The organism is Armatimonadota bacterium (assembly GCA_013314775.1).
Classification (GTDB): domain Bacteria; phylum Armatimonadota; class Zipacnadia; order Zipacnadales; family JABUFB01; genus JABUFB01.
The window spans coordinates 383,870-410,860 of sequence record JABUFB010000009.1 but is presented as its reverse complement, the minus strand read 5'-3'; the positions used below and the strand labels follow the sequence as shown (position 1 = coordinate 410,860).

The following is a 26,991-nucleotide window of genomic DNA, read 5'->3' as shown; positions in this document are numbered from 1 at the left end:
GACGGGGAGTGTGGTTTCTCGCTGCGCTAACCTGCACTGCATTGTGCGCCTCGCAAGCACGGTCTTGCGGCGAAACAGAATCACGCGGTCGAAGGCGCGGGGTTGGTGAGTGTATAGGGGTCGAAACCCCATCGGCGGGACGGCGAACCTGCCTGCTACCCCAGACCGGTACTCAGACATGTTGTATCAGACGCTGGACCTGCAGGGAGGGTTACCTGATGCGGTCACCAAGCGGAGGCCTGATTGCTAAGCCCTGGGATGTGTTGGCTGGGCTGGCCGTCATTCTGGGGCTGTCGCTGCGCTTCACTGGGCTCGCACAGGAATCGCTGTGGGATGACGAGGTCTGGTCCAAGGCGGTCGTCACTACCCTTGCACTGCCGGACATGCTGCAGCGCGTCGCGCAGGACCAACATCCCCCTCTCTACTTCCTCTGCCTGTCTGGCTGGGCAGCCATCTTCGGCACCAGTGAGGCGGCACTGCGGTCGCTTTCCGCGCTGTTTGGCTCACTCACGCTCCCGATTGCATGGATCGCGATGCGGCGCGCAACCACGCCCCAGACTGCAGCACTATGCGTAGTGCTCTTGGCCGTCAGTCCGAAGCATCTGCGATGGTCCCAGGAGGTGCGCCAGTATGCGTTGCTGGGTCTTGCCGTGTGGGCAATGCTCTGGTGTGCGGTGAAGTGTTGCTACAGGCCCTCACGCACACTGGGTGGATCGGGCTATCTCTCACCGCGGCTTGTGTGCTGTACACGCATAACTCGGGGGCCCTCTTCGTGCTTGCCACAGTGGGTGCAGTGGGCGCATGGGCGGTCGTCACTAGGGATCGCGGAGTGTGGATGGGACTCCCCGCAGTCCTTCCGCTGACAGCGCTCTTCTATCTGCCTTGGCTCCCGCATCTGCGTGCGCAACTGGAGGCCGGTGGTCCGGCATACCTGCAAAGCGCCGTTCCGTCACTTCCGGGCATTGCGGCAGTCTTATGGGGTGATCTGGCCCGCTTTGGTGCTGCCGATGATCTCGACGAGATGTCCAGGGGGCTTTTGGTGTTGCGCGCGGCCTCTGTCGCGCTGGTGTTCGTGTCGTACTGCCTGGGATGCTGGCGATGGTCATCCCGTGGTGGACAAGGTATGAAGTGGCTCCTGATCGCCAACAGCATACTCGCGGTTGTCTTTTTCGCCGGCGTCTGCTTGATGCGAGGAGGAATGTGGTCACCGAAGGCGCTGATGCCTGCTGGTCTATGTGCGCTCGGGTTGGCGGCGACGGGCCTGTCAACGATGCGCCTTCGTGGAATTGCCGTCGGGCTCTCAGCGCTACTCATCGTGTCTGGCGCGTATGGGGTCTGGATCGACAAGACCACGCTTGAGAAGACGCAGTGGCGTGAGGTGGCACAGTACCTCCGTATGCATGCGGAGCAGGACGACATCATGATCACGACTGAACGATACTGTCTCCGTTCCTATGAGCCGGGTCTGGCGCGCATCATGGTCACAGTTCCAAGAAGCCACGAGGAGCCCGACCTCCAGATGCTGCTCTCCCGGCAACTGTCGACCGTCAGACGCGTCTGGGTGGTGAGAAGCGACCCGGATGCACACGTAGCTGAGTACTTGAGCACTCTGGGCAGCCATGCAAAGACCTGGGAACATGGTTGGATCAAGCTGAACGTCTCGCTCTGGCGAAAGCGGTCATAGCGATCAACCAGGATGCACTATCCGAAAGCCCCTGTTTCGCTCTGTAGCGAACAGAAGCATACCAATGAATGTCGCGGAACAGCAATCAGCGTGGGCCTCACCCTGGGGGAGTATCCGTGACAGATTTCCGGAGAGCAGACGCGGTTGACGTCCGGGAGTTCGCAGCATCCCATTTTCGGCGCTCGCGGACTTGGCTTTATCTGCAGGCGACAAGAAGGCTGTCTCGACGTATACTCGCATCGGTGCCGGTCATCGCGAAGGCGGCCGACCGGGTATCTCACCGCAGCTGGAAACCACCCGGAGACGAGGGATACCTGCGGCTCTTTGCCAAGTACTGGGGGCACTTCAGAGCGAGCGGCCTGGATATTGACCGGGCCACGGTCTGCGAGATCGGCCCAGGGCGCACGCTCGATGTCTCCCTCATGTTCGCACTGCTTGGGGCGAAGCGGGTCATCGCCGTCGACTGTGAACGTTGGGCATCCGTCGAAGAGACCGTGTCAGGGGCATTGAGGATTGCCGAAGAGATCCCTGCATTCATAGAGTGCACCGAGCAGGAAACAGCGGAAATCAGGCGGCGCGCCGTAAATGGTGACTATGAGTTGGTCTATGAGAATTGGGCCGCGCCGAGGACATCCCGCTGCCCGCGGGAAGTGTGGATTTCATGTTCTCCCACTCTGTGCTGCAGCACGTGGGCGACCTCGACCGCGCCTTCGAAAGCATGTCTCGGGTGCTCTCCCCCGCAGGAGTCGCTGTCCACCATATCGATCTCAAAGACCATGGGATGTCGCGATCGAAGAATCCCCTCTTGATGATGCAGTTTCCCCGATGGCTCTGGGACCTGTGTACACGGAATGCACCTGACGCGATCAATCGGGCGCGCCTGGGCAGATACCTCGAATTGGCTTCGAAACACGGTTTGGAGGCACAAGTACTGTCCAGCACCGTCACCGACGAGCTTCCCGTACCTCGGCGGGCTCTGGCGCCAGAGTTCCGCGATCTACCCGACGAGGACTTGTGTACCCTGGCGGCGGACATCCTTTTCCGAAGCATCGCCTGACCGCGGCGCGGGTGGCGCACCCGAGCGGGGACAAGGTCATCATTCTGGATGCTTCATCTCGGAACCGGCACCATCAGGATCCGTCCCCCGCACCCGCTGCCAGATCTCGAGCTTGGGATTAGCAGCAAAGGTCCGCCTTACCAGCCGCGTTGGGCCGCCGAAACTGGCGACAACCCGGTACTTGCCCGGATTCGTTCGGAGCAGATAGTCCACTTCGTTGTCAGGACGGTCTGCGGGGAAAAGCACCACGAACTCGGGATCAAGGTTGAGCAGATAGGGCAGAGACTTGACCTCATCCGGAACTGCCGGCCGACGGAAATGGCGCTTCGGGTCCGTCTGATTCTTCTTATCCGCGAAGTACGAAGCAGGGCCAAGTGAGCGCAAGCGGACCAGATCCTGCAATCTCGGCGCTCCATCAGGGTCCTGGTACACGATCACGGTCGCATCTCGGTACTGCGGTCTTTCCGCGAACCATCGCTCGGCCTGCTGGCGGCTGCCGTTGAGGAGCACGTAGTCTAGTGCAATGACACGGGCTAGTAGAAAGATAGCCAAGACGATAGCGACAAGACCGAGGGCAAAGCGGTATGCCCGGAAGCGGAGAGAAGCCTGCCATAGCCGCTCTGCGCCGAAAGCGGCCATCAACAGGAGCGGGACCACGAGCGGGAACAGGTAGCGGTCGAAGGCAGCGTTCACATACCAATAGAAGGCCCCATATGCGATGGACGGGCCGACGAGAGCCGCCGCCTTGATTGGCTGGGTGCTCACAAGCAAGACCAGGCCCAACGCCCCCAGCCCCAGCACTGGCAGGCTGAACCCTTCCCTGACGCATACCCAGGTGCCCTCGGCGAAACTCAGTCTTAGCATCGGATCGGCAGCGTGCATCGAAGCGGCAAGTCTGGCCCACTCCGCACGAGTCTCCTTCGAGCCTTCTGCCCCACGTTTCTTGTTCGCGATCCACTCCATCGAGCTGTCAAAGTTCAGCATCCAGTTGTTCGCGACCGCGAAGGTTGCAACAAAGATGACCAGTCCCAGCCCCGCCAGTCCCAGTCCTTTCCGGGTTCTGGCCGGCCCTTGCCTGTCGGTCCGGCGCTGATCCGCAAGAAGCACCCACAGCACCACGGGCACCATTCCCGCGAAGAACGGCAGCGCCTGGAACTTCACGCTTGTTGATAGTGCCGCCCAGAAAGCCAGCCACGAGATGCTCCGTGCCGAAGGCTTCTCCAGAAATGCGAAGCAGGCCAGGACGGCCACTGCCAACAATGCGATGTACAACATGTCGGGGTTGCCGACGTGCGCATAGTAGACGAATGGATAGTACAGTGCGCCAAGGACGGCCGCGGCAAGAGCGGTCACTCTCCCGCGCAGCCGCAGACCGATCTGGTACATGGCCCAGATGAGGAGCAAGTGGGAGGCCAATGACAGAAGGCGGCCAATGAGAATGACCCCACTGAGCACCCATTCGGGGTCTCTCAGGCCCCATGGGTATGTCCTCTGCACGTCAGACAAGTTGATGCCGCCGGTGAGGTAAACGTACGCGAAAAGCGGGACACACAGGAGCGCGATCAGGGCAGGCTGCAACGGCTGGTGTTGACCGAACCATCCGAAACTGAACTGGTTGAGCGCGCCCCGCAGGGTGGTCATCGGGACGGAAGAGTCGGCGTCCCACTCTGCCGTATTCGGCAACCCCCACCAGATGGCCCAGATATCCAGCATCATGGCCGAGACGAGTATGAGCAACAGCCACTTGTCATCAAGGTTGTGCCGCATGGGCAAAGGGCGCTCCTAGCTTCGCGGGTGGGGGTCGGGATCCTATTTGGTCTCCGGCAGCCCGGCGGGCAGCCATCTTCCATTCACGAGGCTCTCCACCTCGGTGACGCGCACTTTCAAGCTTCCGTATCCACTCGCGCTAATGACCTTCGCGTCCAGTGGTTCGCGGCGCGCCGCCGATGCGCAGCTTCTTGTACGCATGGTCACGGCGACAGTAGATGGTGTAGTGGTGCCGTCCTGGATCCTGTGAATACCATCGAGAGCGCGGCAGAGAGAAAACGGCCACCGGGACATAATTGGCCGAGAACCAAGTACGGTCTGCATCTCCGCGGAACGGTCTATACGGTGATGTGATGGTCTGGTTCTGGTTCAGAAGCAGCGTTCGCTCGACGCAGTATTCTGGCTTGGCCCGACGCAGCAGATCTGCGAACCACCCATCACCGAGGGCTCGAGAAGGCAATGCCATCGGACTCACAAGCCCCACTTCGTCGAGGATGGGCCGCTTGCTATAGTAACCGATGTAGCCGATGGGTTCTGTGGCGACAACTGCATCTGGGACTGTGTTCTGCTCAAGCCAGACGCCGATTGGCTTGCGCAACTCGTTCTCAAACCGCTGCATCTTGACGGCCTCACCGATGTGGTTCGGCCATCTGGCCACCAGGGGCGCCAGCACAAGAACCCATATGAGTAGTCCCGCTGCAGTCCGGATAGCACGTCTCCCTGGGCAGGGCCCAAGGCCGTCGCGACTCGGGCGTCTACGTGAGTATGCGTTCACGGCATACACCCAAGCATACTGTGCACCCATCGCGCCCTGCAAAGCCACAGCTACGATCAGAGGCGGATAGTACCATGCGAACAGCACAGGACGAGGGACTACGAGGAACGCCCCGTAGGCCAAGGAATACCCGCTGGTAGACATCACCAATCCTCGATGCTCTCGTCGCCGCTGGCCCATATCAGTGCATCTCTCCCCATCCGACTGGCGAACGATCAGCATCAGCGAGACCAGAGCTTCGTACTTGGATTCAGTCTCCGGCCGGCCGATTGCCGTCTGATACTGCCTCTCTCGGCATCCGCCCAGTGGGCCATTCCTAAGTCGGTACCTAGACCAGGTAATAGCGATTGAGTGCGGACCTGATTCTGCTCCACAGGTGCCTACCACCGGGTAGCAGCTGCACTGCGCCCTTGGCCCCATGCACCAGTACGTCTTGAAGCGCGTAGAACGGTCCTGGCAGACCATGCGCCAGGGAACACAGGAGTCGCAGCCCGAGAGCCTTCGATCTCGCTGAGCATCTCGAAAGACATTCACGTGCTTCCGTGGCCAGACCCCAGCGCCACAGCTCCCGTGCCTCAGCCCAGTAGTATTCCGCGATCTTCCGGTCTACCTGCCGATGAGATAGCCGCGCGGGGTACTGGGCTGCCAACACCCCATAGCTCTCGACAATCGGTGAGAGCACTTGGTGACGTTTCCTAACCATTTCCGCCGTCTTCTCTGCTTCCTGTCTTCGCGATCTGCCGTAATAACGAAACAGCGGGATCGTGACAAGTCCGAGTGAGAACCCAAGTAACAGGGCTCTGAGCATCCATTCCGTATCTTGTCCACGTCGCATGTGAACCGCGAACCCGCCGCATTGGTCGAACGCTGTGCGGCGCACTATCCATCCCGAACAGCCACAATGGAATGGGATCCGTGGAAAGACGGTATCAAAGGCAAGCGTCTGAAGTAACCCATCGCTGTCGTCTACTGGGCTCGGCTGGTCATCAGTGAGGCTCTCTGTGGTGGTCATCACGAGCCCTGGGTAGGCCCGAAAACACCCCATCTGCAGCGCTGTCTTCTCGGGTAACCACTCATCATCATCGTCGAGAAACGCAACATACTCTCCGGAAGATGCCTCCACGCCTCGGTTCCGCGCCCCCGGACTGCCCGTGTTGGCTTGCTGGATCACAGTCACCTCCGGGTACCTGCTGCGCACGATATCAGCGGTACCGTCGGTGGATCCGTCGTCGACAACGATGATCTCGTGGATGTCGTCATACGTCTGCGCATAGATCGAGTTGATGGCCCGCTCGATGGTGTCCTGTGCGTTGTAGGCAGGAACAACCACACTCACCCGAAGACCGCTCTGGATACGGCCTCCGGCCACGCAAGTCTCATGCTCGCAGCCGCGTGTCTCTCGCGTGATTTCTTCCATTGCGCTCGACCTCTGCGCTGCAATATCTATGTTAGCTTTGCGGTCCGAGTTACGAGCGCCCGGAGGCTCTGCCCCACCGTCTCCGGCGAAAAGATTCTCCGCCCGCGGATTATGTTAGCGCACTGCTCACGGTAGCGGTCCCTGGGTGGCGCTTCGATAATCGAGGTGATCTGTCTCCGCATCGATTCGTAGTCATCGCACAGATACCCAATGTCGCCCATCTGCGCAAAATAGCTCTCGACGTAGGGTGCCCTCAAGAAGACCCCGGGCTTCACGAAAGACAGCGTGTCAACGAACGAAGCGCTCGCAGTGAAGCGGTATTTGGCAGGCGAACCTGCCCAAATGGAGTACGTGATCGCATCCCCTCGCCGACAGTACTCCTCCGTCGTGAGGGGCTGGTGCGAGACGCCCGTCACATCCTGAGTTGGATAGTCCGGTACGTCTGTGTTCAGAAAGCCGATGAGGACAAACTCACAACGTCCCTCGGCCGAGTATTCCCGCATGTCCGTAGCCAGTCGGCAGAAGATGTCGAAGCCCGTCCCCGGGCGCGGTGCTCCGAAGAAACCAAATCGCACGCAATCGCCATCAGACAGATCTGTCCCGGCGTCTCGCGCCCACAGGCATGGAAGATCGAGTTGTTCGAAATGATCAGCTACCTGAGGCAGTATCTCGCAGACCGCCCCATGGATCGCCGGACCCAATGCAATATACCGAAGGCAGTCCGGGTGCCGGGAACGCAACACCTGTCGTAGATCGATGAACCAATTCCAGGGACTGCGACGGAAAGGCTCTGCGATGCACCCAAGACTACTATGCATGAACGCAAGTACAGGTGTTGCGGGACTGCTTCTGTTCAGCATCCCCTTCAGCAGCCACAGTCCGGCGTCGGCAACGGAGCACAGGATAATCGCCCTCGTTGTGTGCCGCGCTGCAAGCTGTACCACAGCACGGCACCAGTGCCGTTCATACGGAAGGCGCCGGATGCCCCCAAAGTCCTTCGGCGCAATCTGGATTTCCTGCCAGCGAACCCGCGAGGAAATGGGCCCCAGAGAGGTCTCGTAGGCTCTCCGGGCCCACTGCAAATGGGCTTCCTGGGCAAGGAAGAGAACCTCCTCCTCAGGGTATGCAAGCAACACGGCCTCAAGCAGGGCCGCATTGAAACTTGCGTGCTCCTGATTGCGCCTTTCAGGCTCTACCAGGACAACCGTTTCGCGAATGCCGGGCACCACCCTTCATTTCTGAACCAGCCGAGACAAGATGTCCAGGAACCTTTGCGCCGCGCTGCCCCACGAGAAGAGCTTCACCCGTCTTGCGCCCCGCGCTGCCAGCTCAGTCCGCAGTTGGCTATTGGTCTCGAGCGCTATCAGGGCTGCGCCGAAATCTCGCTCGTCATCAGGATCGATGTAGTACGCTGCATCCCCGCACACTTCCGGAATGGCGGTGCAGCGCGTCGTGATCACCGGGCATCCCACCGACATTGCTTCCAGTGGCGGGAGCCCAAATCCTTCGTACTTGGACGGATAGACCAATGCAATTGCGTTTCTATACAAACCCGGCAGCGCACTCTCGGACACGTATCCCAGTTCCTCTACCAGGCCGAGGTCAACTCCGGAGCGGACCAGCGCCCGGAACTCCTCAGAGTAGTACGAACGGTCTCCGGTCAGAACCAGTCGCGAACGGATCAGCCGCTCTCGGTGCAACCCAAGAAAGACACGAACAAGCCCTTCAACGCCCTTCCGCTTGCCATACCCTCCCACGTAGAGGAAGTAGCCACCTGCCCCGGCTGGCGCAACACTGCAAGCCACGTTGTCCAGCGTCACACCAATGTGGATCACTTCGGGTTCCGACCGCACCCGGAAATGCCGCATGATCTCAGTCTTTGAGTACTCGGAACAGGTAATGATAACATCGCTGCGCAGAATGTCCCGCTGCAGGGCTCTACAGAACCTTGCTCTTTCGGCCTCCGTCTTGAGGAACTCCGGAATCGAGAGCGGCAACACATCGAAGATGGTGGTCGCTATCTTGACACCAGGCATCCAGATGGGGAGACGTCCATTCCAGGGGAAATGCACGACATCCGGATGTAGCATCAGAGTCATCAATGGTAGGACGCTGTTGCGCCAGACAGCTGTGGGGACTGCACAGCCTGCAGTCACAGGCTGGATCCAGTCAGCTAGCGGCGTCAGCAACGGGCGGTGATGCAATCCCGAGACTATCACGTCCGGGGCCACCATGTGGCAGGCATCGTAGAGCCTTCGAGTCGCTTTGGATATCCCTGTCTCGATATGCTCAAATGTCTGTGCGTCCAGAGCGATATGCACAATCGATCGCCTTGCCTGCTCACCGTGTCGACGCGCTGCACAAGGCCATCAAGCCGCAGCGAGGGTCCGTCGCGGTGTCGGTCTCAGTTCATTCGCCAAACCATCGTGTGCACTTGGAGCGTTTCAGTCAGCGCTCTGGCTCATGGCTTGCTTGCTGTGATGCAAATGGCACCGGGGAAAGGGACGCACCGCGCCATCAGAGCGTCGATAGTGTTGATCAGCCGACGCACCTTTCGCCAGCGATAGAATCTCTGCACGATCCGCAGGGGCCTGCATTGGAAGCACCAGTCCCTTATGGGACCGTCGAGAAAGGTCAACTCTTCGACACTAAGGCCTGCGTCTTGGATCAGCGAGACCAGTTGCCTCGGTCGGTAGCGCCTCAGATGCCCAACCTCATCATCAAGCCTGAACAGTGCACGCATTGGCAGGAGTCTGCTAGCGATGAACGGCAGACTGCACGCAGTCGGCGCGAGAAGAATCACCATGCCGCCTGGCCTCACGGCTTCCGCGATCTTTCCCAGGAAGCGTACGTCGTCAGGGACATGTTCTACCACGTGGCTGCAGAGAACAAGGTCGAAGGAACCAGGCTCATTCCATTCGTTCACAAAGTCCATCGCTTCAAAGCGTGCGTTGCTTATGCCATGTCGTGCGGCACTTCTGCGTGCGTTATCCACGGCGTTCCGCGCTATATCGATGCCGAGTACATCACATCCGAAAGCGGCCATGTAAAGACTTAGCTTGCCATTGTCGCAGCCTAGGTCCAATACTCTCAGGCCGCTCCGCAGGTGCGGCCGAATTATGGACAACACTTGCCCGTGGACAAAGTCGTCGTCTTGGGGGGGCGCGACCATATCACTAGATCGATGATACCGTTTCTCATAGAACTCTTGCAGCGCGCAGTGCTCTTGATTGGGTGGTTGGTACATGACTGTCGCGCCTCCTAGGCCAAGTATACTTGAGAGGGTGTGGTTGTCGCTCACTATCACCCGGGCACAAGCAGACGGTCTGCAAATAGGCCCGGGGGGCTACAGGCAAGCCCCTACACTTGGGGGATGTCTTCGGGCTTCGTCGCATGCAAGCATACTGCGTTCCCAATGCGAGTCCGTATGCTGTGCCATTCGACTGTGTTGAGTCCAAGCGATTGCGTGATCCGCTTGCCGTAGCGAAGCCACCACCATCCAGCGATCGGGTTGTAGGCACAGACCTGCGGGGCACCGATGCCTGCTTGGAGAGCGATAGCCCGTAGACGCCCCGCGGTCACATCATCCGTGAACCCGTATTTCCAGGTGCCGCGCCACTGGGACCAGGTCTTGTAGATCACGTACGGAATATTAGCGCGGTTGGGGGCTTGGACGAACAAATGCCCTCCAGGGCTGACTACCCGCCACATCTCCTGCAAGAGCGCGATCTTCCCGTCGTCGTAGAAGTGTTCCACAACCCCTCCGTTCCAGACTACATCGAATGCCTCATCCTCGAAACCCATCCGCAGCGCGTCCTGCTGGACCAGTGTGACAGCGAGTCCGCGCTGACGGAAGTACATGCCCGCGAACTCCAAAGGCTGCGGCGCTATGTCCACAAGCGTGACATGCGCACCTTCCGCAGCCAATAATGCGCTAAGCCGGCCGGAACCACACCCAACCTCGCAGAAGCGACGGCCCTTGGGGGCACCGACGAACGCAACCATGGTTCGAAAGAACGCAAGGTAGTCCGGCCCGAGTTCTGCGTGTGGGTTGTACGTCAAGGCAACGTCGTCCCAGACCTGAACGGTATTCTGCGGTTGAAGTGGGCTGAACATCATATCCTCCACAGGGGCTTGCTGGGCATTCGGTGCCTCAAAGGAAGCAGTCCGAGCTGTCGAAAGGCCAGAAAGGCAACCAGCGCCGCCCCGCTTGCGTCGCAGCCTATTAGAGCAAGAGCAGCTCCGGCCGCGCCAAACTGAGGAATGAGTAGCAGGTTGAGCATCACGGCGACAGTTAGCTGGACCAGATTAACGCCCCAGTACGCGCGGACCAACCCAAAGCTGTAGCCGACCACGCCCATGGGGCACATAAGGAGAGCAACGCAGTAGCGAATGCAGAGAAGTTGCCCCAGGAAGACGCCCGATGCATACTCGTCGCCAAAGAGCCAGGCGGTGGCCATGGGAGCGAAAATCGCATAAAGCAAGCCGCCCACCGCGGCGAGTGCGCTGACTTTGAGGGTACCGCGTAGGAGCCGGAGGGTCTCCGGAAGAGAAGTCACTGCCGATGCCCGCGGCCACAGGGCGGTGTTCAAAGCGCCGATGAGCATCGTCAGCGGTAAGGTGAATCTGGTCGCCACCTGGTAGATGCCGATCTCGGATTGGCTCAGGAAATAGCCCATCAGCCAGACGTCAGCACGGAGTGTGATCGCGACTATGATGGATGAGAGCACCATGTAGAAGGCGAATGTGGTGGGGCCGGTGTCGTCCAGGGAGTTCTCGCCGGCACTTCCCTGGTCGGGGGCTTTCCACAGTCGGGTCAGAACCGATTTCGCCGACCCCTGCAGGTCAGCAAGTGAGAAAAGAGCCGCCTTGGGGACGAGGACGATGAAAGCTGCAGCCCCCAGCGCCGCGGTCAAGACGCTGACCCTGATCACCGCATCGACGGACCAATACTCCAGCCATGCGAGGGCGATGATGCCCGCGAGAGTCAGCAGCGTCTGGACGATACTGACGGTTGCATTGATCCGGAAGCGTTTTAGTGACTGGAAGTAGACGGAAGGCACTCCCGCAACGCCGCTCATGATGCCAATCCACAGGCCCAGCCGGACGATAGGTGCAAGGCTCGGATCGTGCCAGAAGCGTTGGGCGATCCACGGCGCGACGGCGAAGGCTGCGGCACTGGCGACCAGGACCATGGCCATGCGCAGGCGGAATGCCCAACGCAGGACGCTCATCTGCAGGCGCGTATCACCCAGGGCGGCGGCACGCGCGGCGAAACGCACAGCTGTCCGGCCTATCCCGAGATCGGACAGCTGTGATGTCAGTCCGCAGACGCTGAGCACCAGGGCGTACTGGCCCATGCCCTCCGCCCCAAGCCCCCTGGCGATGAGGACAGAGGTAACGACCCCGGCAACAAGGCTGACCGCCTGCGGAGCCATGGAGACGAGTACGTCCTCGATGGCCTGGCGATAATACGCAAGCCGGCCTCGCAGCCAGAGAAAGAACTGCCCGGATCTATCGTGAACGGCAGATTGCGAGTCTTCCATGCCGGTGATGAGTGGCACCTGTTCTCGTGTATCGCGTCAGATTCTCTGCGGCGTGACGCCTGTGGCCCAGAGACGGGCGGCGCTGCTCTCCGCGGAGGCCCTCACGCACGGGTGACGGTAAGGCCGTCAAAGTCGAAACTGACGTCGACGCCCTCAAGACCTCGGGCCCTGAGGGCCTTCTTGATGCGCGCTTTGGCCTTATCGCTTTTGGCGATGAAAAAGACGCAGCCTCCCCCGCCAGCACCTGACGGTTTCCCTCCGAGGGTCTCTGACGCCGTCAGTTCGAATAATTCTTCGATTTGCTCATTGCTGGTGGATGGGTCCAGGCGTTTCATGTAGTGGCGTTGGCTAGTCACGATTCGGGCGAATGCTTCCAGGTCCCAGTCCAGGAGGGCCTGCCTGGCGGCGTATGCAGAATCCCGCAAGTCGAAAAGGGCCCGCAGGGTGTCCTGCTTGCCCGCCCGGAAATTGCCCCAGACACTACGGTGGATATTTGAGGAGAGTCGTGACTTCCCTGTGTAGCACAGGACGATCAGTGAAGCCAGCTCTTCCGCGCGGGTAACTGGGAGTTCTACGGCTTGTCGCACAACGTTTTCTGCCGTGAACTCGAAGAGATTGATGCCACCCACAGCGGAAGCGTACTGATCCTGCTTGCCCCCCAAAATCCCGAGCGTCTTCTCGATCTCATACGCCAGTTTTGCGATGTGCATCTTGTCATCGATCGAACTGACCAGTTCCCGCCGGGCCAAAGCCAGCCAGACTACGTTGAGCGTCGCGGAAGTGCCCAGGCCGCTGCCAGCTGGAATGGCACTTGAGTAGCTTACGTTCAGAGCCGGTGGATCTGCCAGTACGTGCTTGCCCGAAGGGCCGCTAACTACCTTGTGATGCCCGACCAGGCCATCTAGCGTCTCCTCGTGGCTTGTCAGTGAGCCAGTAACATACATCTTGATTGCGGCGTTCAGTGTTGCGCCACCGAAAGCGTCCGCGAAGTATGAGACATCAGTCCAAGCGCCTGCGAAGTCGATGCGGACTGGTGCACGACTTGAGATGATCATGCGTACTTCTCCCCTCAGCATACGGACTATCTTGTATCGACGAACGCATCAGGCGTCGGGCGTAATCAACCCGGGCCGCCGAGCAACTCTTGATAAACCCCTTCGATGTTGCGCAGCAGAGCCTCTCTGCTGAATGCCTCTCTTGCGCGGGTGTGGCCGGCTTCGGCTTGTCTCTTGAGAAGGGACCTGTCGCCGTGCAGTTCCAGCAGCCGCTTCGCTGCCGCTTCGTCGTCATCATCGGGGACGAGGAAGCCCTGAACACCGGTCTCCACGATCTCGCGGATGCCCATTACGTCAGTGGCGACCACGCCGCAGCGCATGAACATTGCCTCGGCAATGCCTAGCCCGAACCCCTCGCCCCGAGACATCAAGCAAAAGACCTCAGCGTCTCGCAGGAGGCGGCCCACATCCTGGCAGTAGCCTGGGAAATGGACACGATCGGTCAGGCCCAATCGATCGCGCATCTCGATGAGTTCGTCGAGCAGCGGACCGTCCCCGGCGCAGATGAAGTGCACGTCGTCGGCCCGTTCGCAGACCCGCGCGGCGCAACGCAGCAGTGCCTTGTGGTTCTTCAGCTCCACCAGCCTGGCCACAGTGGCGACGACGAATGCATTGGGCGGCAGGCCGAGTACCTCGCGGGTATCGACTGGGCTCTGGGCATCTGCCAGCAGGCGTTCCTCGTCAACCGCATTGTAGACGGTGCGGGGCAGTATCCCCACACATTCGTGGAATTTCCGCGCAACGCCGTCACTCACCGCGATGACTCGCGAACGCTTGCTGTGGGCGATCCGATACCCCAGGCGGTACGCGAGGGACCCCGCTTTGCCATTCCATCCCTGAAGATGGCAGACCGTGGGAATACCCAGCGAGTGGGCCGCCATCCGGCCGCAGACGTCGCCGTAGATCAGGTATGTGTGGACCAGGTCGGGCCTGAGTTCGGCCAGCACCTGTCGGCATAGCTGAAATCGCTTCGGGATGCCCATCCGGCCGGGTGGGCCTGGTGCCATGATCTTGACCGGGACGTCGGCCTGCGAGAGAACGCCCTCCAGTTCGCCCCCAAAAAAGGTGACGACTGTGGGAGAGAAGGCGTGCCTCAATCCGACGGCGATGAAGGCCATCAGCCGTTCCGCCCCATAGGGCTCAAGACTTTCAATCAGGTGAACGACCCTTTTCTGGGACATTGGTGGGTCCCTTCGCCATGATCAACATGCCGCCAACCGTCGCCTCGACATTGGTCAGTCCATGCCGAGGAGTTCTCGATAAAGCGCATCAATGCTTCGTGCGAGCGCATCGAGGCTGAACTTGTCACGCACTCTCTCGTAGGCTTGTTGTCCCATCTGCTCGCGCAACTTGGGATCGTGGTATAGCTGGAGGATCCGTTCAGCCATCGCTGCGTCGTCACCGGCGGGAACCAGGAACCCCTGCTGGCCGTCGACGATGGTCTCTTCCGTGCCTATGACCCGTGTACCCACGATTGGGAGTCCTGCCCACATTGCCTCAACGACGGATCGGGGAAAGCCCTCACCCAGCGAGGTGATCGCGAAGACATGAAGGCTGTTTAGGATCGCGCCAACGTCCTCGCGGAAGCCGAGGAAGTGGACCCGATCCTGAAGGCCCAGCCTATCACGGAGCTGCTGCATCTCACTGAAAAGAGAACCGTCCCCGACGCACACGAAATGCGCTTGGTCTGTCATCGCACAGACGCGCGCCGCGCATCGTAGCAAGGTAGGATAGTCCTTCACATGCTCGACACGTCCGACAGTTCCGATGACGAAGGAGTCGGGCGCTATCCCTAACGCCACGCACATCTCTTTCCGGGGATTGCTCGCATTGAGGATGACGTTCTCGTCCACAGCGTTGTATATCGTGATCGAGTCCAAGCCAGTGGCAAGTCTCATCTTATCTGCTAGCCCACCGCTAACTGTCACCAGTCGGGTCTGCCCAACATGCGCGACACGGTACGCTATGCGGTACAAGAGTGTCCCGCATAGCCGCTCTGTCCCGCGGACATGCGCTACTGTTGGAATACCTAGCAGATGTGCAGCGATTCGGCCGAGGGTGTTCCCGTACTCGTAGTGCGTGTGCACGATGTCAGGTCTGTAACGCCTGATATTATTCATACAGAACCAGAAGCGGGACCATACGCTGGGATTTCTCTCGCCGTCGGGTGCCAGAGTTGCAAAGGGGATTTCGTGCGCCCTCAACATCGTCTCCATCGCCCCTCCCCTGAAGGCCAGGACGGAAGGAGTATACCTGTCTCGCAGGCTTAGGCACACATTCAGCATCGAACGCTCGGACCCGTAGGGGTCTAAGCAACCGATGATGTGCATGACGCGGGGGCGTCTCACAGCACTCACTCCCTGACTTCCTCCCGCGCGGGATCGCCCTGGGCCGGAGCAGTCGTCGGCCGGCGGGGCAGACCACGTTCACAATCTGCCGTTGAAAGCGCGTCGTATGCCTCGCTCACACCGATGAATTCGATGCCGATGGATGCGCAGTACGCGACAACACGCTCGATGCGGGACACCAGCCGTAAGGCTGCCCGGTCCGTGGGCGTGTAGGGCGATGTGCCCCCGATCAGCTCCTGGCTATGAAACATCATCGTGAGCACCACCGGGCACTTTCCGGATGATGTCGCGATGGTTTTCTCGATCAGGCGGATCATCCGATGCGCTGATGTGTTGGTGGGGCGCAACCAATCGTACAGAAACCAATGGTCCGGAAGAAACGGGAGTTTCTTTGCTCCGACAGTCACCGGGACCTCAAGCACTGGGCCGTTCCCTGGCAGGGCCAAATCGCGGCCGTGCGGCCAGTAGGGCTGGTGTGGCGCAGTCCGGAAGTCCGGCCCTCCCTTGCGGACCCAAGAAATGCCCGGTGTCACGCTGCTGTCCACCTTGTAGCCAAGATCGGCCAACGCTATCAGTGTTGCGCTGTCCGCTCCGAAACGCCCGGCGCGGAAGCTTGTTGGGCGAGTGCCGGTACGCTCTGCGATGGTCGCGGTGAGCACCGACAGCTTCTCCATCTCCTCTTCATCGGAGATATCGGAACATCCGAATAAAGCGCGGCCCGTGCCTACTGCCGCTCCGCTTCCGGGGGGGGTGACGTGCTCCGGATGAAGATGAGCGCCGATCTCGAACCGTCCCGGCATACCCAGGATAGCTTCCATTGAGCGCTGGTCGTTCAGCACCAGCCAGTCGAGAAAGTACGTCCCGCACGCACCATAGTTGTTCAGCATCGGCTGGAGCCTGCGACAGACACCCTCGGCCACGTTCCTGAACTCGGGCGTTCCCATGCCGCGCAGCGTCTTGCGGGACCCATCGCATTCGGTATCGATTGTGACGCACAGGTAGGTCTTCTGTGACATGGTTCCCCTATCGGTCGCTCACGACGCATGCTCACTAAGCGTTGTCGCTATGCCGCACCATGGCATCCTGGTAGCGTTGGGCCACGTGCCTCCAGGCGTACATATCCTCTGCGCTCTGCCTGGCCGTCTTCCCCAGGTGTGAGCACATTACGGGGTCATGCAATAGCCGTTCGAGCGCGCTATGCAGCGCACCAACACTCGCGGGAGGGACTTTGAGGCCCGAAGCACCGACAAGCTCCGCGGAGCCGGTTCCGTCCGCGACCACAACGGGCAGACCCGCGAGCATCGCCTCGAGTACAACGACCCCGAATGCCTCAGCCAGCGACGGGTGAACGAAAATGGAAGAGGTCTCATAGAGGTCCCTTAGTGCGCCGTTGCTCTTGTCGAGCCAGCCATGGAATACGACCGGCACTCCCAGCCGCTCGGCCAGATCCCGCAGAACCGGCAGGTACGGCCCGTCTCCCACGATCTCCAGGCGGTAGTCGCAGTCCAAGCCGACCATCGCCTCGATGAGGTACTGGTACCCTTTGGCCTCCTCGATCCGTCCTACCGCCAGGATCCGCTTCTCACGCGCTTCCAAAGGCCGTGGCCGGATGCTCTCCGGGTCAATTCCGTTAGGGATGATCTGCAGGTTCTGGACCGGTCCTCCATATGCGGCTCGAATGCGCTCAGCGAGGTATTCGCTCTGGCAAGTGACTGCCGCCGCGTCGCGGATAATTCGTCGCCACAGGGGGCGTGTGAGCCGATGAGCCAGTCCGAATTTTCGCGGATTGTGGCCGGGCACATCGGATCCCGATGTCGTCAGCATGTACGGTAGACCCGTGGCCTGATGCAACTGTCTCGCCACCAGGCCCCCCGGAAGGATGCAGGTACCGTAGATCAAGTCATATCGGCGCGCACGCATCAGGCCCAGGGCGTGTGCCGGTGCTCGCCGTACGTAGCCCAGCAGTTCCGGGACCGACGGGGCGATCCGACTCTTGCGCCCGCACGAGATCCGGTGGATGGCCACACCACCGACATGCTCACGCTCCGGAAGGTCCCCGTAGGCCGCGGTGACCACGTCGATCTCATGGCCCAGTGTCACGAGCTCCCTTGCAAGGTCTGCTAAGACCATACCTGCGCCGCCTATTGGAGGGAACTCGTGAATGACGGCAAGGATCCGCAACAGGAAAGCCCCTCTCTACTTGCTCGGAGTGCCGCAGGTGATGATCTTCGAGACCATCTCCGCCACCATGTCTGTCCCCAGCAACTGGGCTGCCGCCAGGAGCATCATCATCTCTCCCTGGGAGATGTCGTGCTCCCAGAAAACGCCGTGTATGAGCTTTACGAGCCCGACGATGGTGCAGAACACCGCCGGCGGGACGAATACGCGGAGCGGGTTGAAATAGCAGACTGTCCTGAGGATCAGCACGACGAAATTGTAGGTGTCTTTGATTGGCCGGATCTTGGATGTGCCCACGCGGTGCAGGTAATCGATCGGCCTGTAGACTACCCGAAAGCCATTCGTCAACATGCCGAGCGTAATGGTGGTTGTGAATGAGAAGCCGTTCGGCAGTATGTTGAAGAAGCGCATAACCGCATCCCTGCGAAATGCGCGCAGGCCGGAGTTGAGGTCGGGGATATGCTGCTCGGCCAGATAGCTCGCCAGTTTCGCGAGCAACCATTTGGCAGGCTTGCGTATCGTCGGGATCGCCACTGACGATCCGACCCGCGCGCCGACGGCCATGTCTGCTCCGTCCCTCACGTCCTGCACCAGTTCGGGGATGTATCTCGGCGGGTACGTGCCGTCTGCATCGGTGATCACGACTATGTCGGCCCGCGCGTGCCGGATGCCTGTCTTCAGCGCGGCGCCGTATCCGCGGTTTACTTCGTGGTTGATGAGTTGAATGCCATCCACTTTGGCGGCTTCGGCGGCAGTGTTGTCTTTGGAGCCGTCGTTGACCACAACAATCTCAAAATCGAGACCGCTGGCTTTGAGCTCCTCTTTCAGTGCCGCCAGATCCTCCGCGATAGCCCCCTCCTCGTTATAAGCAGGAATGACGATGGAGACCGCCGGTGCTGGCTGATGCTCAGCCACGCACTGTTCACCTTGGAGCTCGCCTAGTGTAATCATCGCCGCGCCATCCCTTCACTGTTTCGCCGAAGTGAGCGGTGGTACCCCGGAACGAAACTAGCGTTACGGCATCTTGTCGAATGCCGCGATGTACTCCAACCAGCCCGATGCCAGAAGCATCGCGATTCCAATGGCTATCAGGATACGCCCACGGCGCTGGTGGTCGATCAGCTCCTCGCCCAGTTTGGGCGGAGGGACAGGTCCCTGACGGTTCCCGTGCATGCCCAAGGCGAAGCCGATCATCCCGGCAGCGAAGAGCCCCATCAGGCTGGCGAATGCAAACGCCAGGCGCCGTGATAGATCCATGTTTGGCGGATTGGGCACCCGGTGGATGAGCAGAACGAGCGCAACCGAGCCCGACAGAAGGATCCCGATGGCCAGAAGCAGCGCCGGCCTGCGCATCATAGGCCGCGGAGCAGGACGCATGGCTCCCGGCACAGGTCTGAGATGCCGGACCTTGATCACGCGTCTTGCTGCCATCACTTGCCAAGCACCCAACGCCCTGTCTCCCTTCAGACCAGACCACGAATGTGCTCGCGCAGCGAGGGACCAAACTCCCCGTCCTGAAGGGCCACCTCGACAAAAGCTTTGGCGTATTCCTCAAATCCCCCCACATCGTAGCGGCTCTCTGTAGCTAGTAGGGGGACGGCGAGGACCTTTCCCCCGTCGTTGATCAGGCTTTGGATGGCATCGGTAAGCTGAATCTCATTGTTCCGTCCAGCTGGAATCTGTTGGAGGTGCTGAATAATATCAGGCGCGAAAAGATAACGACCGGAGACAGCCAGATTACTGGGAGCATCCTGGGCTGCCGGCTTCTCGACAATCCCGGCGACGTCAATGAATCCATCCCCGGTGTGGCTTGGAACGATCACGCCGTAGCGCGATAGCTGCTCCCTTTGCACCTCCCGTACGGCAACAACTGCCTGGGGCCTACGTTCCGCGAACACCCGCAGCATCCGTGCCAGCACGGGCTCTCCGGGACCGGGCGAGGCAATGACAGCATCTCCGAGAGCTACTCCGAAAGGCTCGCCCTGGATGAACTCAGCCGCAGTGAGGATCGCGTGCCCGAGGCCGAGAGGCTTGTTCTGCCTGACGTAGAAAAACTTCCCGTCACCTTTGAGGGCTTCGGGAAAGAGGTGCTCACTCGCTCCGCCAGGGTCTCCGTTCCCGCTGATCGCATCGAAGTGATTCTCTACGGCATGTTTCTCCACGGCGGTAACCACGATGATCGAGGAGAACCCGCAGGCGAAAGTCTCTTCCGCCACAAGTTGTATAGCGGGCTTCCGCCCAAGGGGCAGCATCTCCTTGGGAAGTGACTTCGTGACCGGGTACATTCGCGTGCCCCGGCCCGCGGCTGGAATCACCATTCTGTGGATACATCTCACGTCGGCCCTGCCCCCTTGCCTATGAGCACCTCAACGATGGGTGATCCCGGCAACGCCCCGCGCTCTCCCTCGCAGGTCCGAAGCCGGTATGCTGTCACGGTCGCGATCGAGGCCGTTGAGGCCCCTGCTATGTCGGCTCAACCAGAAGCGTGCGCTTCGTCCTCCCATTCCACCCCATCGTCATCTGTCTCACGATCATCGCGGGGCAAGAGTGCCCCAAGAAAAAGTATGACCAGGACAAGAGCCGACAGGTACACGAGGGCGTCGGTCCCGCCGTGCACGAGGTCGCCCATCGCCACCCGGGGCCCGAAGAATTGGGCCGTCAGAAGCACGAGTGAAAGGCGCACCACGTTCGCGCTGATAACGATGGGAAGCAGGCTGGCCAGTGCGATCAGTTTCCGCCCTGCCGTCAGCCCGGAGATCTCTATCAGGAAAATGACCGTGAGGCTCAGGGCAAGAAAGGAGCTCATGCCGCTGCATTGTTCAGCGACCACGTACTTCTGCCCCTCAAGAAACAGGTTGATTCCTTCGCGCTCGACCGGCAGCCCGAGCAGGAGGTTCGCCCCATGTGCGGCAAGCCAGGCGGAGATCTTCTGCATCGGCATTGTGATGAGCGCCAGCGCATGCATAGGCGGGGCGATGAGGAACAAAGCAACGAACAGGGGCATCGCCAGGATGCGCAGGGCTGCCGGGCCCCACAAGAGCAATATCAGCCCCGCCACCACAAACGGAAAGGATACCCCCGTAAGCAGGTTGAAACCGATCCTCGCCGCGGCGATGACCAGCAACAATCCAAAACCAAGCAGGCCTATCCCTGCGTAGGACGGTCTTGGCGGTGTTGACAGAAGTTGCTCGCGGCGCTGATACACGAGCCACCCCAACAGCGGGGGCACGGCAATACAGTGGTAGTAGACTTCATTGGAGAACCACCGGGAGACGAAGAGCACTCCGACCTCCCAGTATAGCAGGAGCATCAGTACAGAGATGGCTGCTGCCCAGGCAAGAGTCGACAGGGGCCAGGGCGGCGCCCAGGAGCACGGGCTGCACTTTGTCTCGGCCTGCATCTCTGCCATGGCTTAGCCTGCCATCGGTTAGCGGTCTCGAACTGTCTCCGTTGACCTGCTCGTTCTACTACGCATCAAGGGCGAGAGGGCTTGCCACTCCCCGACTGCGACGCGGACCCTCGATCGTCCGGACTCTCCTTCTTGGGGCCGACCGTGACGCCCTTGGCCTTCTTGTCTCGACGCTGATAGATGCTGACATCACCAAGATTGATGCTGTAGGAGATTCTCTTGCCGATGATCTTCTGTGCCTTCGCATCGCCGCGACTACTGGCAAAGGCCAATTGTGCCCAGGGGTTCCTCGGGTCCCCGGCCGCTCCACCGGTGAGAAACACATAGTCCGGATCGACGCCATACTGCTTGAGCTTGGGCAAGTCATTGGGATCAGGCGGGAGCATGACGGCTCGGCGGCCCGAGTACCAAGCAGCGGGAGCGGGGGCATCGGTCGCGATCACGGCATCTTTGGCCAGGTACAGGCCCAGAGGTGACATCGACCACGCCGCGTAAGCTGGGTTCCTGCCGCCCAAGAGCGATGTGGCATACGGGAAACCGGTCAAGATCATCAGCCCCAAAACCGCGGCAAAGCGCCAAGTGGGTTTGGGGATCCGTTCTGTAATCACGGCGGCGACTGCACAAGACGCAAAGCAAAGGCCCAACGGCAGGAAAACGTCCAACTCGATGAGGTCTGGAGTCACGTTGTACACAAGCGCCGTGAAAAGCTGGACACATCCCATCACAAGGAACGCAATCCACACTGCATGCCTCGTCTGCCTGGCGGCGGCCCCGAGCCCGAACATGACCAGGAAGGGGAAGAGGTACAGATTCATGAACGACGGAACGTTCCGGTAACTCGACACTGCGCCGCTGAACAGCTTCGCCGCCATCTCTCCTGGATGGGTGAGCGCCCAAGAGATGGGTTCGGGCAACTCGCTGGGGAGTGTGGTCAAAACCGAAGACCCCGGAAACGAAGGTGTCCCGGCGATCAACTGGTACTGCGCCAAGACTGGAGCGACTGTGCCGGAGACCATGATATTCCGCACGACCCAGGGCGCGATTACCAGAGCGAAAGCGCCGCAGACGAGTGCCCATGTCTCACGCCGCCATGCGCGAACACCTGTCGCCAGCCAAGCTAGAGGGATTGCGAGCAGCAGGCTAAGACCACCGGATAGATAGGCGCAGGCGGCGCTCGCCCCCGTCAGGCCTGCCAATACTCGGACCGACCGAGCGCGGGTCGGACTAGACGGATCCTGCGCAGCCCGACATTTCAGGGCCAGCAGAACGCTCAAGGACAGGAAGAACGAAGCCAGGGTCAGACCGGTCGCGGACAGGGCCGTCCCGATAGCCTCAAGACTGATATAGTACAGGAGTACCGCCAGAACCGCGGTTTTCTGGCCGCGCAGCTGAAGTGCGAGCAAATAGACGAGAAGTCCGGTCGCCAGGTGCACGAGGCCGTTGAGCAGCGCTACCCCCCGGTCGCTTGCGCCACGGAGGCGGAAGAACCCGGAGAGCACGATGGGATACAAGGGATGGTAACCGCCTGCGACCCAGCCACCATTATCGGCTTTCAGATTCAGGATCGGAAGGTAACCCACCGAGGTCGTGAAGCCGTCACCCGAGCGAAGGTTCCGCGCGATCTCGGCCTGCTCGATAGCAATCGGGTTCTCCAGGTATCCGAAACGAGCAGCGAAGAATCGGCCAAAGCATCCGATCCCGATCACGAGAATAAGAGCGGTGACCGCAGCTGTCTTGCAGAATCGCTCGATCCTGGCGAAGCCCTCGAAACCTCGCGCCGCCGCTCGGCGAGGTCTGCCTGACCTGACTGCCACCGATGTCGTCGCGGAGACTCCGCCTCCAGTTGTCTCACGTTGCCCGTTCAGTGCCATAGCTGAGCCTTTCGGAGTTAGATCGCTAGGACCGTGGGTGTCAACCTGAGGAGGAGGCGACACGTCCCCCCCCCCGCGACCCCTGTGGGTCCACTAAGACCATTGGCAGTAACTCAGAGCTCCGATTCCCGTGCGATGGTCGGCAGGTGTGGGGCTATGGCACTCGCCAGCCCCAATGCGTCTGCTTCGTGTTCCTTCATCTTGGCCTTCCCCGTGGAGGAGACTGCCACGTAGAGCCCCAACCAGGGTGATCTCCTGCCTACCAACCGATCTCGCCACGCCTTGGTCTCCGCTCTGGCCAGGCTCCCCGCCTGGTCTTGTGGCGACGTATACCACGAGACTGCATGCACGACACGCTCGCCCTTGGTGATGCGCTGCAGCCGGACGTTCACCGGGATCGGTGACCCGTCCACGCGCAGCGCCCTGGTCTCTTCGTGGGCGATCGTCCAGCCTCCGGTTGTGTGTGCTAACGGCCAGTCCCGCAGCCCTCCGAGCCGCGTGTAGGTGCCCTGGAGAATCACCTCTGCGCGGCGTTCTCCGGGCGCAACGTACTCACGGATCAGAGTTTTCACTTCGCTGCCGTAAGCATCGGACTCCTCAGACTTCGAGCACTTCCAGTCCCCGAGATCACACGGCACACGATCGAGCAGAATCGTACTGGCCGACACGCATCGGGACTCATACTTTGACCACGCGAGCGTGCCGCCCAGCATACCCACAGCTATCCACAGGGCTATCCTCGTGGTGAGAGCCATGTTCTACTCAGCGAGCCCCATTCCGGCGAATGACCACGAGCACAGTCTGCAGGACAATCCAAAGATCGTACGTCAGCGAACGCTTGCAGATGTACTCCAAGTCTCTGCCGATCATGTATGCGCATCCCGTATCCTTGCGTCCACTGATCTGCCAAAGACCGGTAAGGCCTGGCAGGACACCGAGGCGGATCGAGTTCCGTTTGTCGGCGATTGGACGAGATATCGGCCTGGGCCCGACGAGACTCATCTGGCCAAGAAGCACATTGATAAACTGGGGCGTTTCGTCGAAGCTGGTTTCCCGCAGCACTCTGCCCAGGCGGGTCACCCTCGGGTCGTCCTTGATGCGTATCAGAGACCCGTCATCTTCCTGGTTCAGATGAATCACTTCGGGAAGCCTGCTTTCGGCGTCGTCGACCATGGTCCGGAACTTGAGCAGCGTGAATGGTTTGCCGTTCAACCCGGGACGGCGCTGCCTGAAAAAGACCGGGCCCTTGCTGTCACGTTTGATCAGGTACGCCGTGATGATCCACAGCGGCGTGCAAAGCACGATGGCGGCAAGGGAGACGATGATGTCGATAACACGTTTGGCGCAGTTGTAGAAGGGCCGGGGTCGCGCCAATGCGAGCCTGGCCTGTTGTGCCAGATCGAGCTCCACCTGGTCTGGAGCGGCAGCTGACCATGCCATGCTATGCTCCACTCTGACGGCTTTCTCGGGCACCCAAACCCCTCCTCGACACCGCTCACCAGACGGATGCAGCGGGTGGGACTGAAAGTGATCCTAGCGTGCTCTTGAGCGACGCCATCACGGACTATCGAGCGGGCCCTGGCAGCGCCCTGGCGCGTTCCGCGTTTTCGAAGCAGGATTGGTAGACCTGTTCGTAGATATCCGTCGTTCTCTCCCAGTCGTAACACTGCCGTACATACTCGCGGACACGCGCAAACTGCGCCTCAACAACGTCAGGTCGCTCTAGAAGCCATTGGAGCTTCTCCGTGAGGGACTCTACGCGGCCAGCCTCAAAGGTATACCCGTGCCCGCCCAGTGCTTCCTGGTTCTGGGGTATGTCGCTGGCTAGCACGCACCGTCCGTAGCTCAATGCCTCGAGAACCGAGATCGAGAGGCCCTCCAGGTCAGATGGCTGCAGGAACAGGTAGGCGTGCGAGTACAGTTCCGCAAGGGTCCGGCCGGAGACGTAGCCTAGAAAGATGATCTTATCGCTGGCGTGCGAGAGCAGTTCCTTCACGTATTCGCACTCATACGGACAGTCTCCAGCGATGACGAGCTTCTTGTCAGTCTGCAGTCTTTCAAAGGCAGCAACTGCGTAGTGGACGCCTTTTTCGGGCATCAGCCGCGAAACGCAAAGCACGTAGCTACCGGGCTCAATGCGACGCTGGAGTATGTCTGAAGGGGCGGCGATGCTGGACACTGGAATCCCCGGAGGGGCGTAGGTGGCATTGCAGCCCCGCTCCTGCCGCAGATACTCCTGGAGCCCTCGGGACACGGCCGTGACGCGGTGGGCCAGTCGAAGACCCACGGACGAAGCCTGATACATGCACGCACGGGCAACCGCACTCCATTTGCTGCCCTGCCAGTCGCAAGCGTGAGCGGTCAGCACAATGCGTTTGCGCGTGGTGGCCCTGAGCAGTGGGACCACGAACCCCGGAGCAAGGCCATGGATGTGAAGGACATCGAAATCGCGTGCTATTGCGTCGCATGCGGCCGTGAACGTATGTGACGGAGCGTCCAGGTGCTTCCCACTCAGACCGGGGGTCTTGCACCGGTGGATCCCCGCATGCACGCTGCATGCCGGGTCATCAAGGTATTGCTGTCGGCAATAGACAGTGACGTGATGACCCCGAGCGGCCAAACGACGCCCGAGCTCCTCTGTGTACTTGGCGATCCCCCCGCTGCAGGGGACGCTTTTGACGCCTATCATGCCGATCTTCATTCAGCCAGCGTCCATTCCAGATTTGGTCTGCCGATATTCGCGTTCCCTGCGAGCACCCAGATGACTGATCTGGATTGCGGCGGGCATCCAGCACTACCCCGCTTGGGAGAAGGCAGACGGCATTGCGTCAATGACGGGCGGGTGCAGTCCGCGCGCAGCAGCCATTCCATTGGCGGGAAGCAGCTCCACAAACTCGAAACCGCGTTCGTGGAAGGCTTCCCGGGCGCGCACGAACTTCTCAGCCGTATCGCAGACGCCGACGATTGCCCCACCGGAGCCGGAAAACTTGGCGCAAAGCCCCAGGCTGCGGGCAAGCTCAATCATTTCGAGGTTGCGCCGACCAATGCACTCGTCCCCAAAGATCCTGCGTCGCAGATCGAAATTGCGGTCCATCAACTCCGCAAGGAGCTCATGATCTCCCGCGAGGAGAGCCTCCCTCGCAGTGTCCGTGAACTGTGCGAACTGGCGCATTGCCTGACGCACATCCTCGTCCCCGCGGTTATAGCGGTATCGTACGCCGCTGTGGACGACCCCCGAATCGCTGGGAGCGTCCGCGTACGCGAGGTACAAAGGGGGCAGCAGGGAGATGGGGAGTTGCTCATATAGCCCATGGCCCTGCTTTGCGAAGTATGCAGGGTCGAAGTCCATGTAGACCAGGCCGCCGTAGGTCTGGACCACCCGGTCCTGGAGACCCGCCTGGATCCCGAGTTCGTCCACTTCCACACTCAGGATGAGGTTGGGCATGACAGCCGGGGGGAGGTCCTCGTCCGTAAGCTCGTAGAAGTCCTTCAGCGCCTTGACCGCGCCGGTGACGATGGCGCTTGAGCCCGCAAGGCCCACGCGACGGGGGATGTCGGTGTCGTACTGCAGTACGAAATTGCGGTCGGGCAGAGTGATGCCGCGCTCCCGACAGAACTCGAAGAACCGCTTGCACGTGGCGAACAGGAGGCGTATCCCGCCGTAATATCCATCATGTCGCGCCGTCTCAGCCAGATCTGTGAGACTGCGAAAAGTAACGGGGTCAAAGAGGGGGTGACGGACTATCTCGATTGTCCCGCTCTCATACAGCATGACCCGAGCGCCGAAGTTCGCGAGCATACAGGAGATTGTCTTGCCCCCGTAGCCATCGGACGGGTTACCGACCAGCCCTACCCTTGCGCCCACCCACCTGTCGATGATCATT

General features: G+C 60.5%; 25 protein-coding genes. 3 read left to right on the top strand and 22 right to left on the bottom strand.

Features of this window, described 5'->3' with window-relative positions:
• Positions 1-218 precede the first annotated feature (218 nt).
• From HPY44_12975 to HPY44_12965, 3 genes are all read left to right on the top strand, one after another.
• Positions 219-863, top strand: coding sequence for a glycosyltransferase family 39 protein (locus tag HPY44_12975; protein ID NSW56918.1), 645 nt, complete (start codon positions 219-221; stop codon positions 861-863).
• A complete protein-coding gene (locus HPY44_12970) occupies positions 836-1,684 on the top strand; it encodes a hypothetical protein (protein ID NSW56917.1) in 849 nt (282 codons plus the stop codon). Before HPY44_12975 ends, HPY44_12970 begins: the two co-directional genes overlap by 28 nt.
• 613 nt (positions 1,685-2,297) lie before the next feature.
• Positions 2,298-2,741, top strand: a complete 444-nt coding sequence (locus HPY44_12965) for a methyltransferase domain-containing protein (GenBank protein NSW56916.1) — start codon at positions 2,298-2,300, stop codon at positions 2,739-2,741.
• A 39-nt stretch (positions 2,742-2,780) separates the two neighbouring features.
• On the opposite strand, the gene HPY44_12960 is transcribed toward HPY44_12965, so the two are convergent.
• The 22 genes from HPY44_12960 to HPY44_12855 all read right to left on the bottom strand — a co-directional run bounded on the left by HPY44_12960 (position 2,781) and on the right by HPY44_12855 (position 26,990).
• A complete protein-coding gene (locus HPY44_12960; protein ID NSW56915.1) occupies positions 2,781-4,508 on the bottom strand; it encodes a glycosyltransferase family 39 protein in 1,728 nt (575 codons plus the stop codon).
• 139 nt (positions 4,509-4,647) lie between these two features.
• On the bottom strand, positions 4,648-5,127 hold the full coding sequence (locus HPY44_12955; protein NSW56914.1) for a hypothetical protein: 480 nt from the start codon (positions 5,125-5,127) through the stop codon (positions 4,648-4,650).
• Between the two features lie 484 nt (positions 5,128-5,611).
• Positions 5,612-6,700 (bottom strand): glycosyltransferase family 2 protein, encoded by a 1,089-nt coding sequence (locus HPY44_12950; GenBank protein ID NSW56913.1) that lies wholly within the window; start codon positions 6,698-6,700, stop codon positions 5,612-5,614.
• 26 nt (positions 6,701-6,726) lie between these two features.
• The gene (locus tag HPY44_12945) at positions 6,727-7,926 is read right to left on the bottom strand and encodes a hypothetical protein (protein NSW56912.1); all 1,200 of its coding nucleotides are present in this window, start codon (positions 7,924-7,926) and stop codon (positions 6,727-6,729) included.
• Between the two features lie 6 nt (positions 7,927-7,932).
• Positions 7,933-8,736 (bottom strand): glycosyltransferase family 4 protein, encoded by an 804-nt coding sequence (locus HPY44_12940; protein NSW56911.1) that lies wholly within the window; start codon positions 8,734-8,736, stop codon positions 7,933-7,935.
• A gap of 425 nt (positions 8,737-9,161) precedes the next feature.
• Positions 9,162-9,785: a class I SAM-dependent methyltransferase gene (locus HPY44_12935; GenBank protein ID NSW56910.1), complete on the bottom strand. Its 624-nt coding sequence runs from the start codon at positions 9,783-9,785 to the stop codon at positions 9,162-9,164.
• A gap of 275 nt (positions 9,786-10,060) precedes the next feature.
• Positions 10,061-10,816 (bottom strand): methyltransferase domain-containing protein, encoded by a 756-nt coding sequence (locus tag HPY44_12930; protein ID NSW56909.1) that lies wholly within the window; start codon positions 10,814-10,816, stop codon positions 10,061-10,063.
• Positions 10,816-12,264, bottom strand: coding sequence for an oligosaccharide flippase family protein (locus HPY44_12925; protein NSW56908.1), 1,449 nt, complete (start codon positions 12,262-12,264; stop codon positions 10,816-10,818). The genes HPY44_12930 and HPY44_12925 overlap by 1 nt, the downstream gene beginning before the upstream one ends.
• A gap of 83 nt (positions 12,265-12,347) precedes the next feature.
• A complete protein-coding gene (locus HPY44_12920) occupies positions 12,348-13,301 on the bottom strand; it encodes a hypothetical protein (protein NSW56907.1) in 954 nt (317 codons plus the stop codon).
• A 65-nt stretch (positions 13,302-13,366) separates the two neighbouring features.
• A complete protein-coding gene (locus HPY44_12915; GenBank protein NSW56906.1) occupies positions 13,367-14,482 on the bottom strand; it encodes a glycosyltransferase in 1,116 nt (371 codons plus the stop codon).
• Between the two features lie 54 nt (positions 14,483-14,536).
• Positions 14,537-15,649: a glycosyltransferase gene (locus tag HPY44_12910; GenBank protein ID NSW56905.1), complete on the bottom strand. Its 1,113-nt coding sequence runs from the start codon at positions 15,647-15,649 to the stop codon at positions 14,537-14,539.
• A gap of 5 nt (positions 15,650-15,654) precedes the next feature.
• Positions 15,655-16,665 (bottom strand): hypothetical protein, encoded by a 1,011-nt coding sequence (locus HPY44_12905; GenBank protein NSW56904.1) that lies wholly within the window; start codon positions 16,663-16,665, stop codon positions 15,655-15,657.
• A 34-nt stretch (positions 16,666-16,699) separates the two neighbouring features.
• The gene (locus HPY44_12900; protein NSW56903.1) at positions 16,700-17,779 is read right to left on the bottom strand and encodes a glycosyltransferase family 4 protein; all 1,080 of its coding nucleotides are present in this window, start codon (positions 17,777-17,779) and stop codon (positions 16,700-16,702) included.
• A gap of 66 nt (positions 17,780-17,845) precedes the next feature.
• Positions 17,846-18,778 (bottom strand): glycosyltransferase family 2 protein, encoded by a 933-nt coding sequence (locus HPY44_12895; protein ID NSW56902.1) that lies wholly within the window; start codon positions 18,776-18,778, stop codon positions 17,846-17,848.
• Between the two features lie 63 nt (positions 18,779-18,841).
• Complete coding sequence (locus tag HPY44_12890; protein ID NSW56901.1) at positions 18,842-19,258, bottom strand: hypothetical protein; 417 nt, start codon at positions 19,256-19,258, stop codon at positions 18,842-18,844.
• Between the two features lie 32 nt (positions 19,259-19,290).
• Positions 19,291-20,112 (bottom strand): NTP transferase domain-containing protein, encoded by an 822-nt coding sequence (locus HPY44_12885; protein NSW56900.1) that lies wholly within the window; start codon positions 20,110-20,112, stop codon positions 19,291-19,293.
• Positions 20,113-20,300: 188 nt separating this feature from the next.
• Positions 20,301-21,236 (bottom strand): exosortase/archaeosortase family protein, encoded by a 936-nt coding sequence (locus HPY44_12880; protein ID NSW56899.1) that lies wholly within the window; start codon positions 21,234-21,236, stop codon positions 20,301-20,303.
• Between the two features lie 65 nt (positions 21,237-21,301).
• Complete coding sequence (locus HPY44_12875) at positions 21,302-23,050, bottom strand: glycosyltransferase family 39 protein (protein NSW56898.1); 1,749 nt, start codon at positions 23,048-23,050, stop codon at positions 21,302-21,304.
• A 170-nt stretch (positions 23,051-23,220) separates the two neighbouring features.
• On the bottom strand, positions 23,221-23,862 hold the full coding sequence (locus HPY44_12870) for an exosortase-associated EpsI family protein (protein NSW56897.1): 642 nt from the start codon (positions 23,860-23,862) through the stop codon (positions 23,221-23,223).
• 7 nt (positions 23,863-23,869) lie between these two features.
• Positions 23,870-24,547, bottom strand: coding sequence for a sugar transferase (locus HPY44_12865; protein ID NSW56896.1), 678 nt, complete (start codon positions 24,545-24,547; stop codon positions 23,870-23,872).
• A 124-nt stretch (positions 24,548-24,671) separates the two neighbouring features.
• A complete protein-coding gene (locus HPY44_12860; protein ID NSW56895.1) occupies positions 24,672-25,808 on the bottom strand; it encodes a glycosyltransferase family 4 protein in 1,137 nt (378 codons plus the stop codon).
• A gap of 93 nt (positions 25,809-25,901) precedes the next feature.
• Entirely contained in the window at positions 25,902-26,990 is a 1,089-nt protein-coding gene (locus tag HPY44_12855) for a hypothetical protein (protein NSW56894.1), read from the bottom strand.
• Between the last annotated feature and the right edge of the window lies 1 nt (position 26,991).

What these genes read in the sequence shown, in the direction of transcription:
- HPY44_12940 (NSW56911.1), bottom strand. Translation starts at nt 8,736, where the DNA reads ATGCCTGGTGTCAAGATAGCGACCACCATCTTCGATGTGTTGCCGCTC.
- HPY44_12960 (NSW56915.1), bottom strand. Translation starts at nt 4,508, where the DNA reads ATGCGGCACAACCTTGATGACAAGTGGCTGTTGCTCATACTCGTCTCG.
- HPY44_12860 (NSW56895.1), bottom strand. Translation starts at nt 25,808, where the DNA reads ATGAAGATCGGCATGATAGGCGTCAAAAGCGTCCCCTGCAGCGGGGGG.
- HPY44_12885 (NSW56900.1), bottom strand. Translation starts at nt 20,112, where the DNA reads ATGTACCCGGTCACGAAGTCACTTCCCAAGGAGATGCTGCCCCTTGGG.
- HPY44_12880 (NSW56899.1), bottom strand. Translation starts at nt 21,236, where the DNA reads ATGGCAGAGATGCAGGCCGAGACAAAGTGCAGCCCGTGCTCCTGGGCG.
- HPY44_12895 (NSW56902.1), bottom strand. Translation starts at nt 18,778, where the DNA reads ATGATTACACTAGGCGAGCTCCAAGGTGAACAGTGCGTGGCTGAGCAT.
- HPY44_12890 (NSW56901.1), bottom strand. Translation starts at nt 19,258, where the DNA reads ATGGCAGCAAGACGCGTGATCAAGGTCCGGCATCTCAGACCTGTGCCG.
- HPY44_12970 (NSW56917.1), top strand. Translation starts at nt 836, where the DNA reads ATGGGACTCCCCGCAGTCCTTCCGCTGACAGCGCTCTTCTATCTGCCT.
- HPY44_12955 (NSW56914.1), bottom strand. Translation starts at nt 5,127, where the DNA reads ATGCAGCGGTTTGAGAACGAGTTGCGCAAGCCAATCGGCGTCTGGCTT.
- HPY44_12855 (NSW56894.1), bottom strand. Translation starts at nt 26,990, where the DNA reads ATGATCATCGACAGGTGGGTGGGCGCAAGGGTAGGGCTGGTCGGTAAC.
- HPY44_12930 (NSW56909.1), bottom strand. Translation starts at nt 10,816, where the DNA reads ATGTTCAGCCCACTTCAACCGCAGAATACCGTTCAGGTCTGGGACGAC.
- HPY44_12900 (NSW56903.1), bottom strand. Translation starts at nt 17,779, where the DNA reads ATGGTCTTAGCAGACCTTGCAAGGGAGCTCGTGACACTGGGCCATGAG.
- HPY44_12920 (NSW56907.1), bottom strand. Translation starts at nt 13,301, where the DNA reads ATGATCATCTCAAGTCGTGCACCAGTCCGCATCGACTTCGCAGGCGCT.
- HPY44_12870 (NSW56897.1), bottom strand. Translation starts at nt 23,862, where the DNA reads ATGGCTCTCACCACGAGGATAGCCCTGTGGATAGCTGTGGGTATGCTG.
- HPY44_12905 (NSW56904.1), bottom strand. Translation starts at nt 16,665, where the DNA reads ATGTCACAGAAGACCTACCTGTGCGTCACAATCGATACCGAATGCGAT.
- HPY44_12950 (NSW56913.1), bottom strand. Translation starts at nt 6,700, where the DNA reads ATGGAAGAAATCACGCGAGAGACACGCGGCTGCGAGCATGAGACTTGC.
- HPY44_12975 (NSW56918.1), top strand. Translation starts at nt 219, where the DNA reads ATGCGGTCACCAAGCGGAGGCCTGATTGCTAAGCCCTGGGATGTGTTG.
- HPY44_12865 (NSW56896.1), bottom strand. Translation starts at nt 24,547, where the DNA reads ATGGCATGGTCAGCTGCCGCTCCAGACCAGGTGGAGCTCGATCTGGCA.
- HPY44_12915 (NSW56906.1), bottom strand. Translation starts at nt 14,482, where the DNA reads ATGTCCCAGAAAAGGGTCGTTCACCTGATTGAAAGTCTTGAGCCCTAT.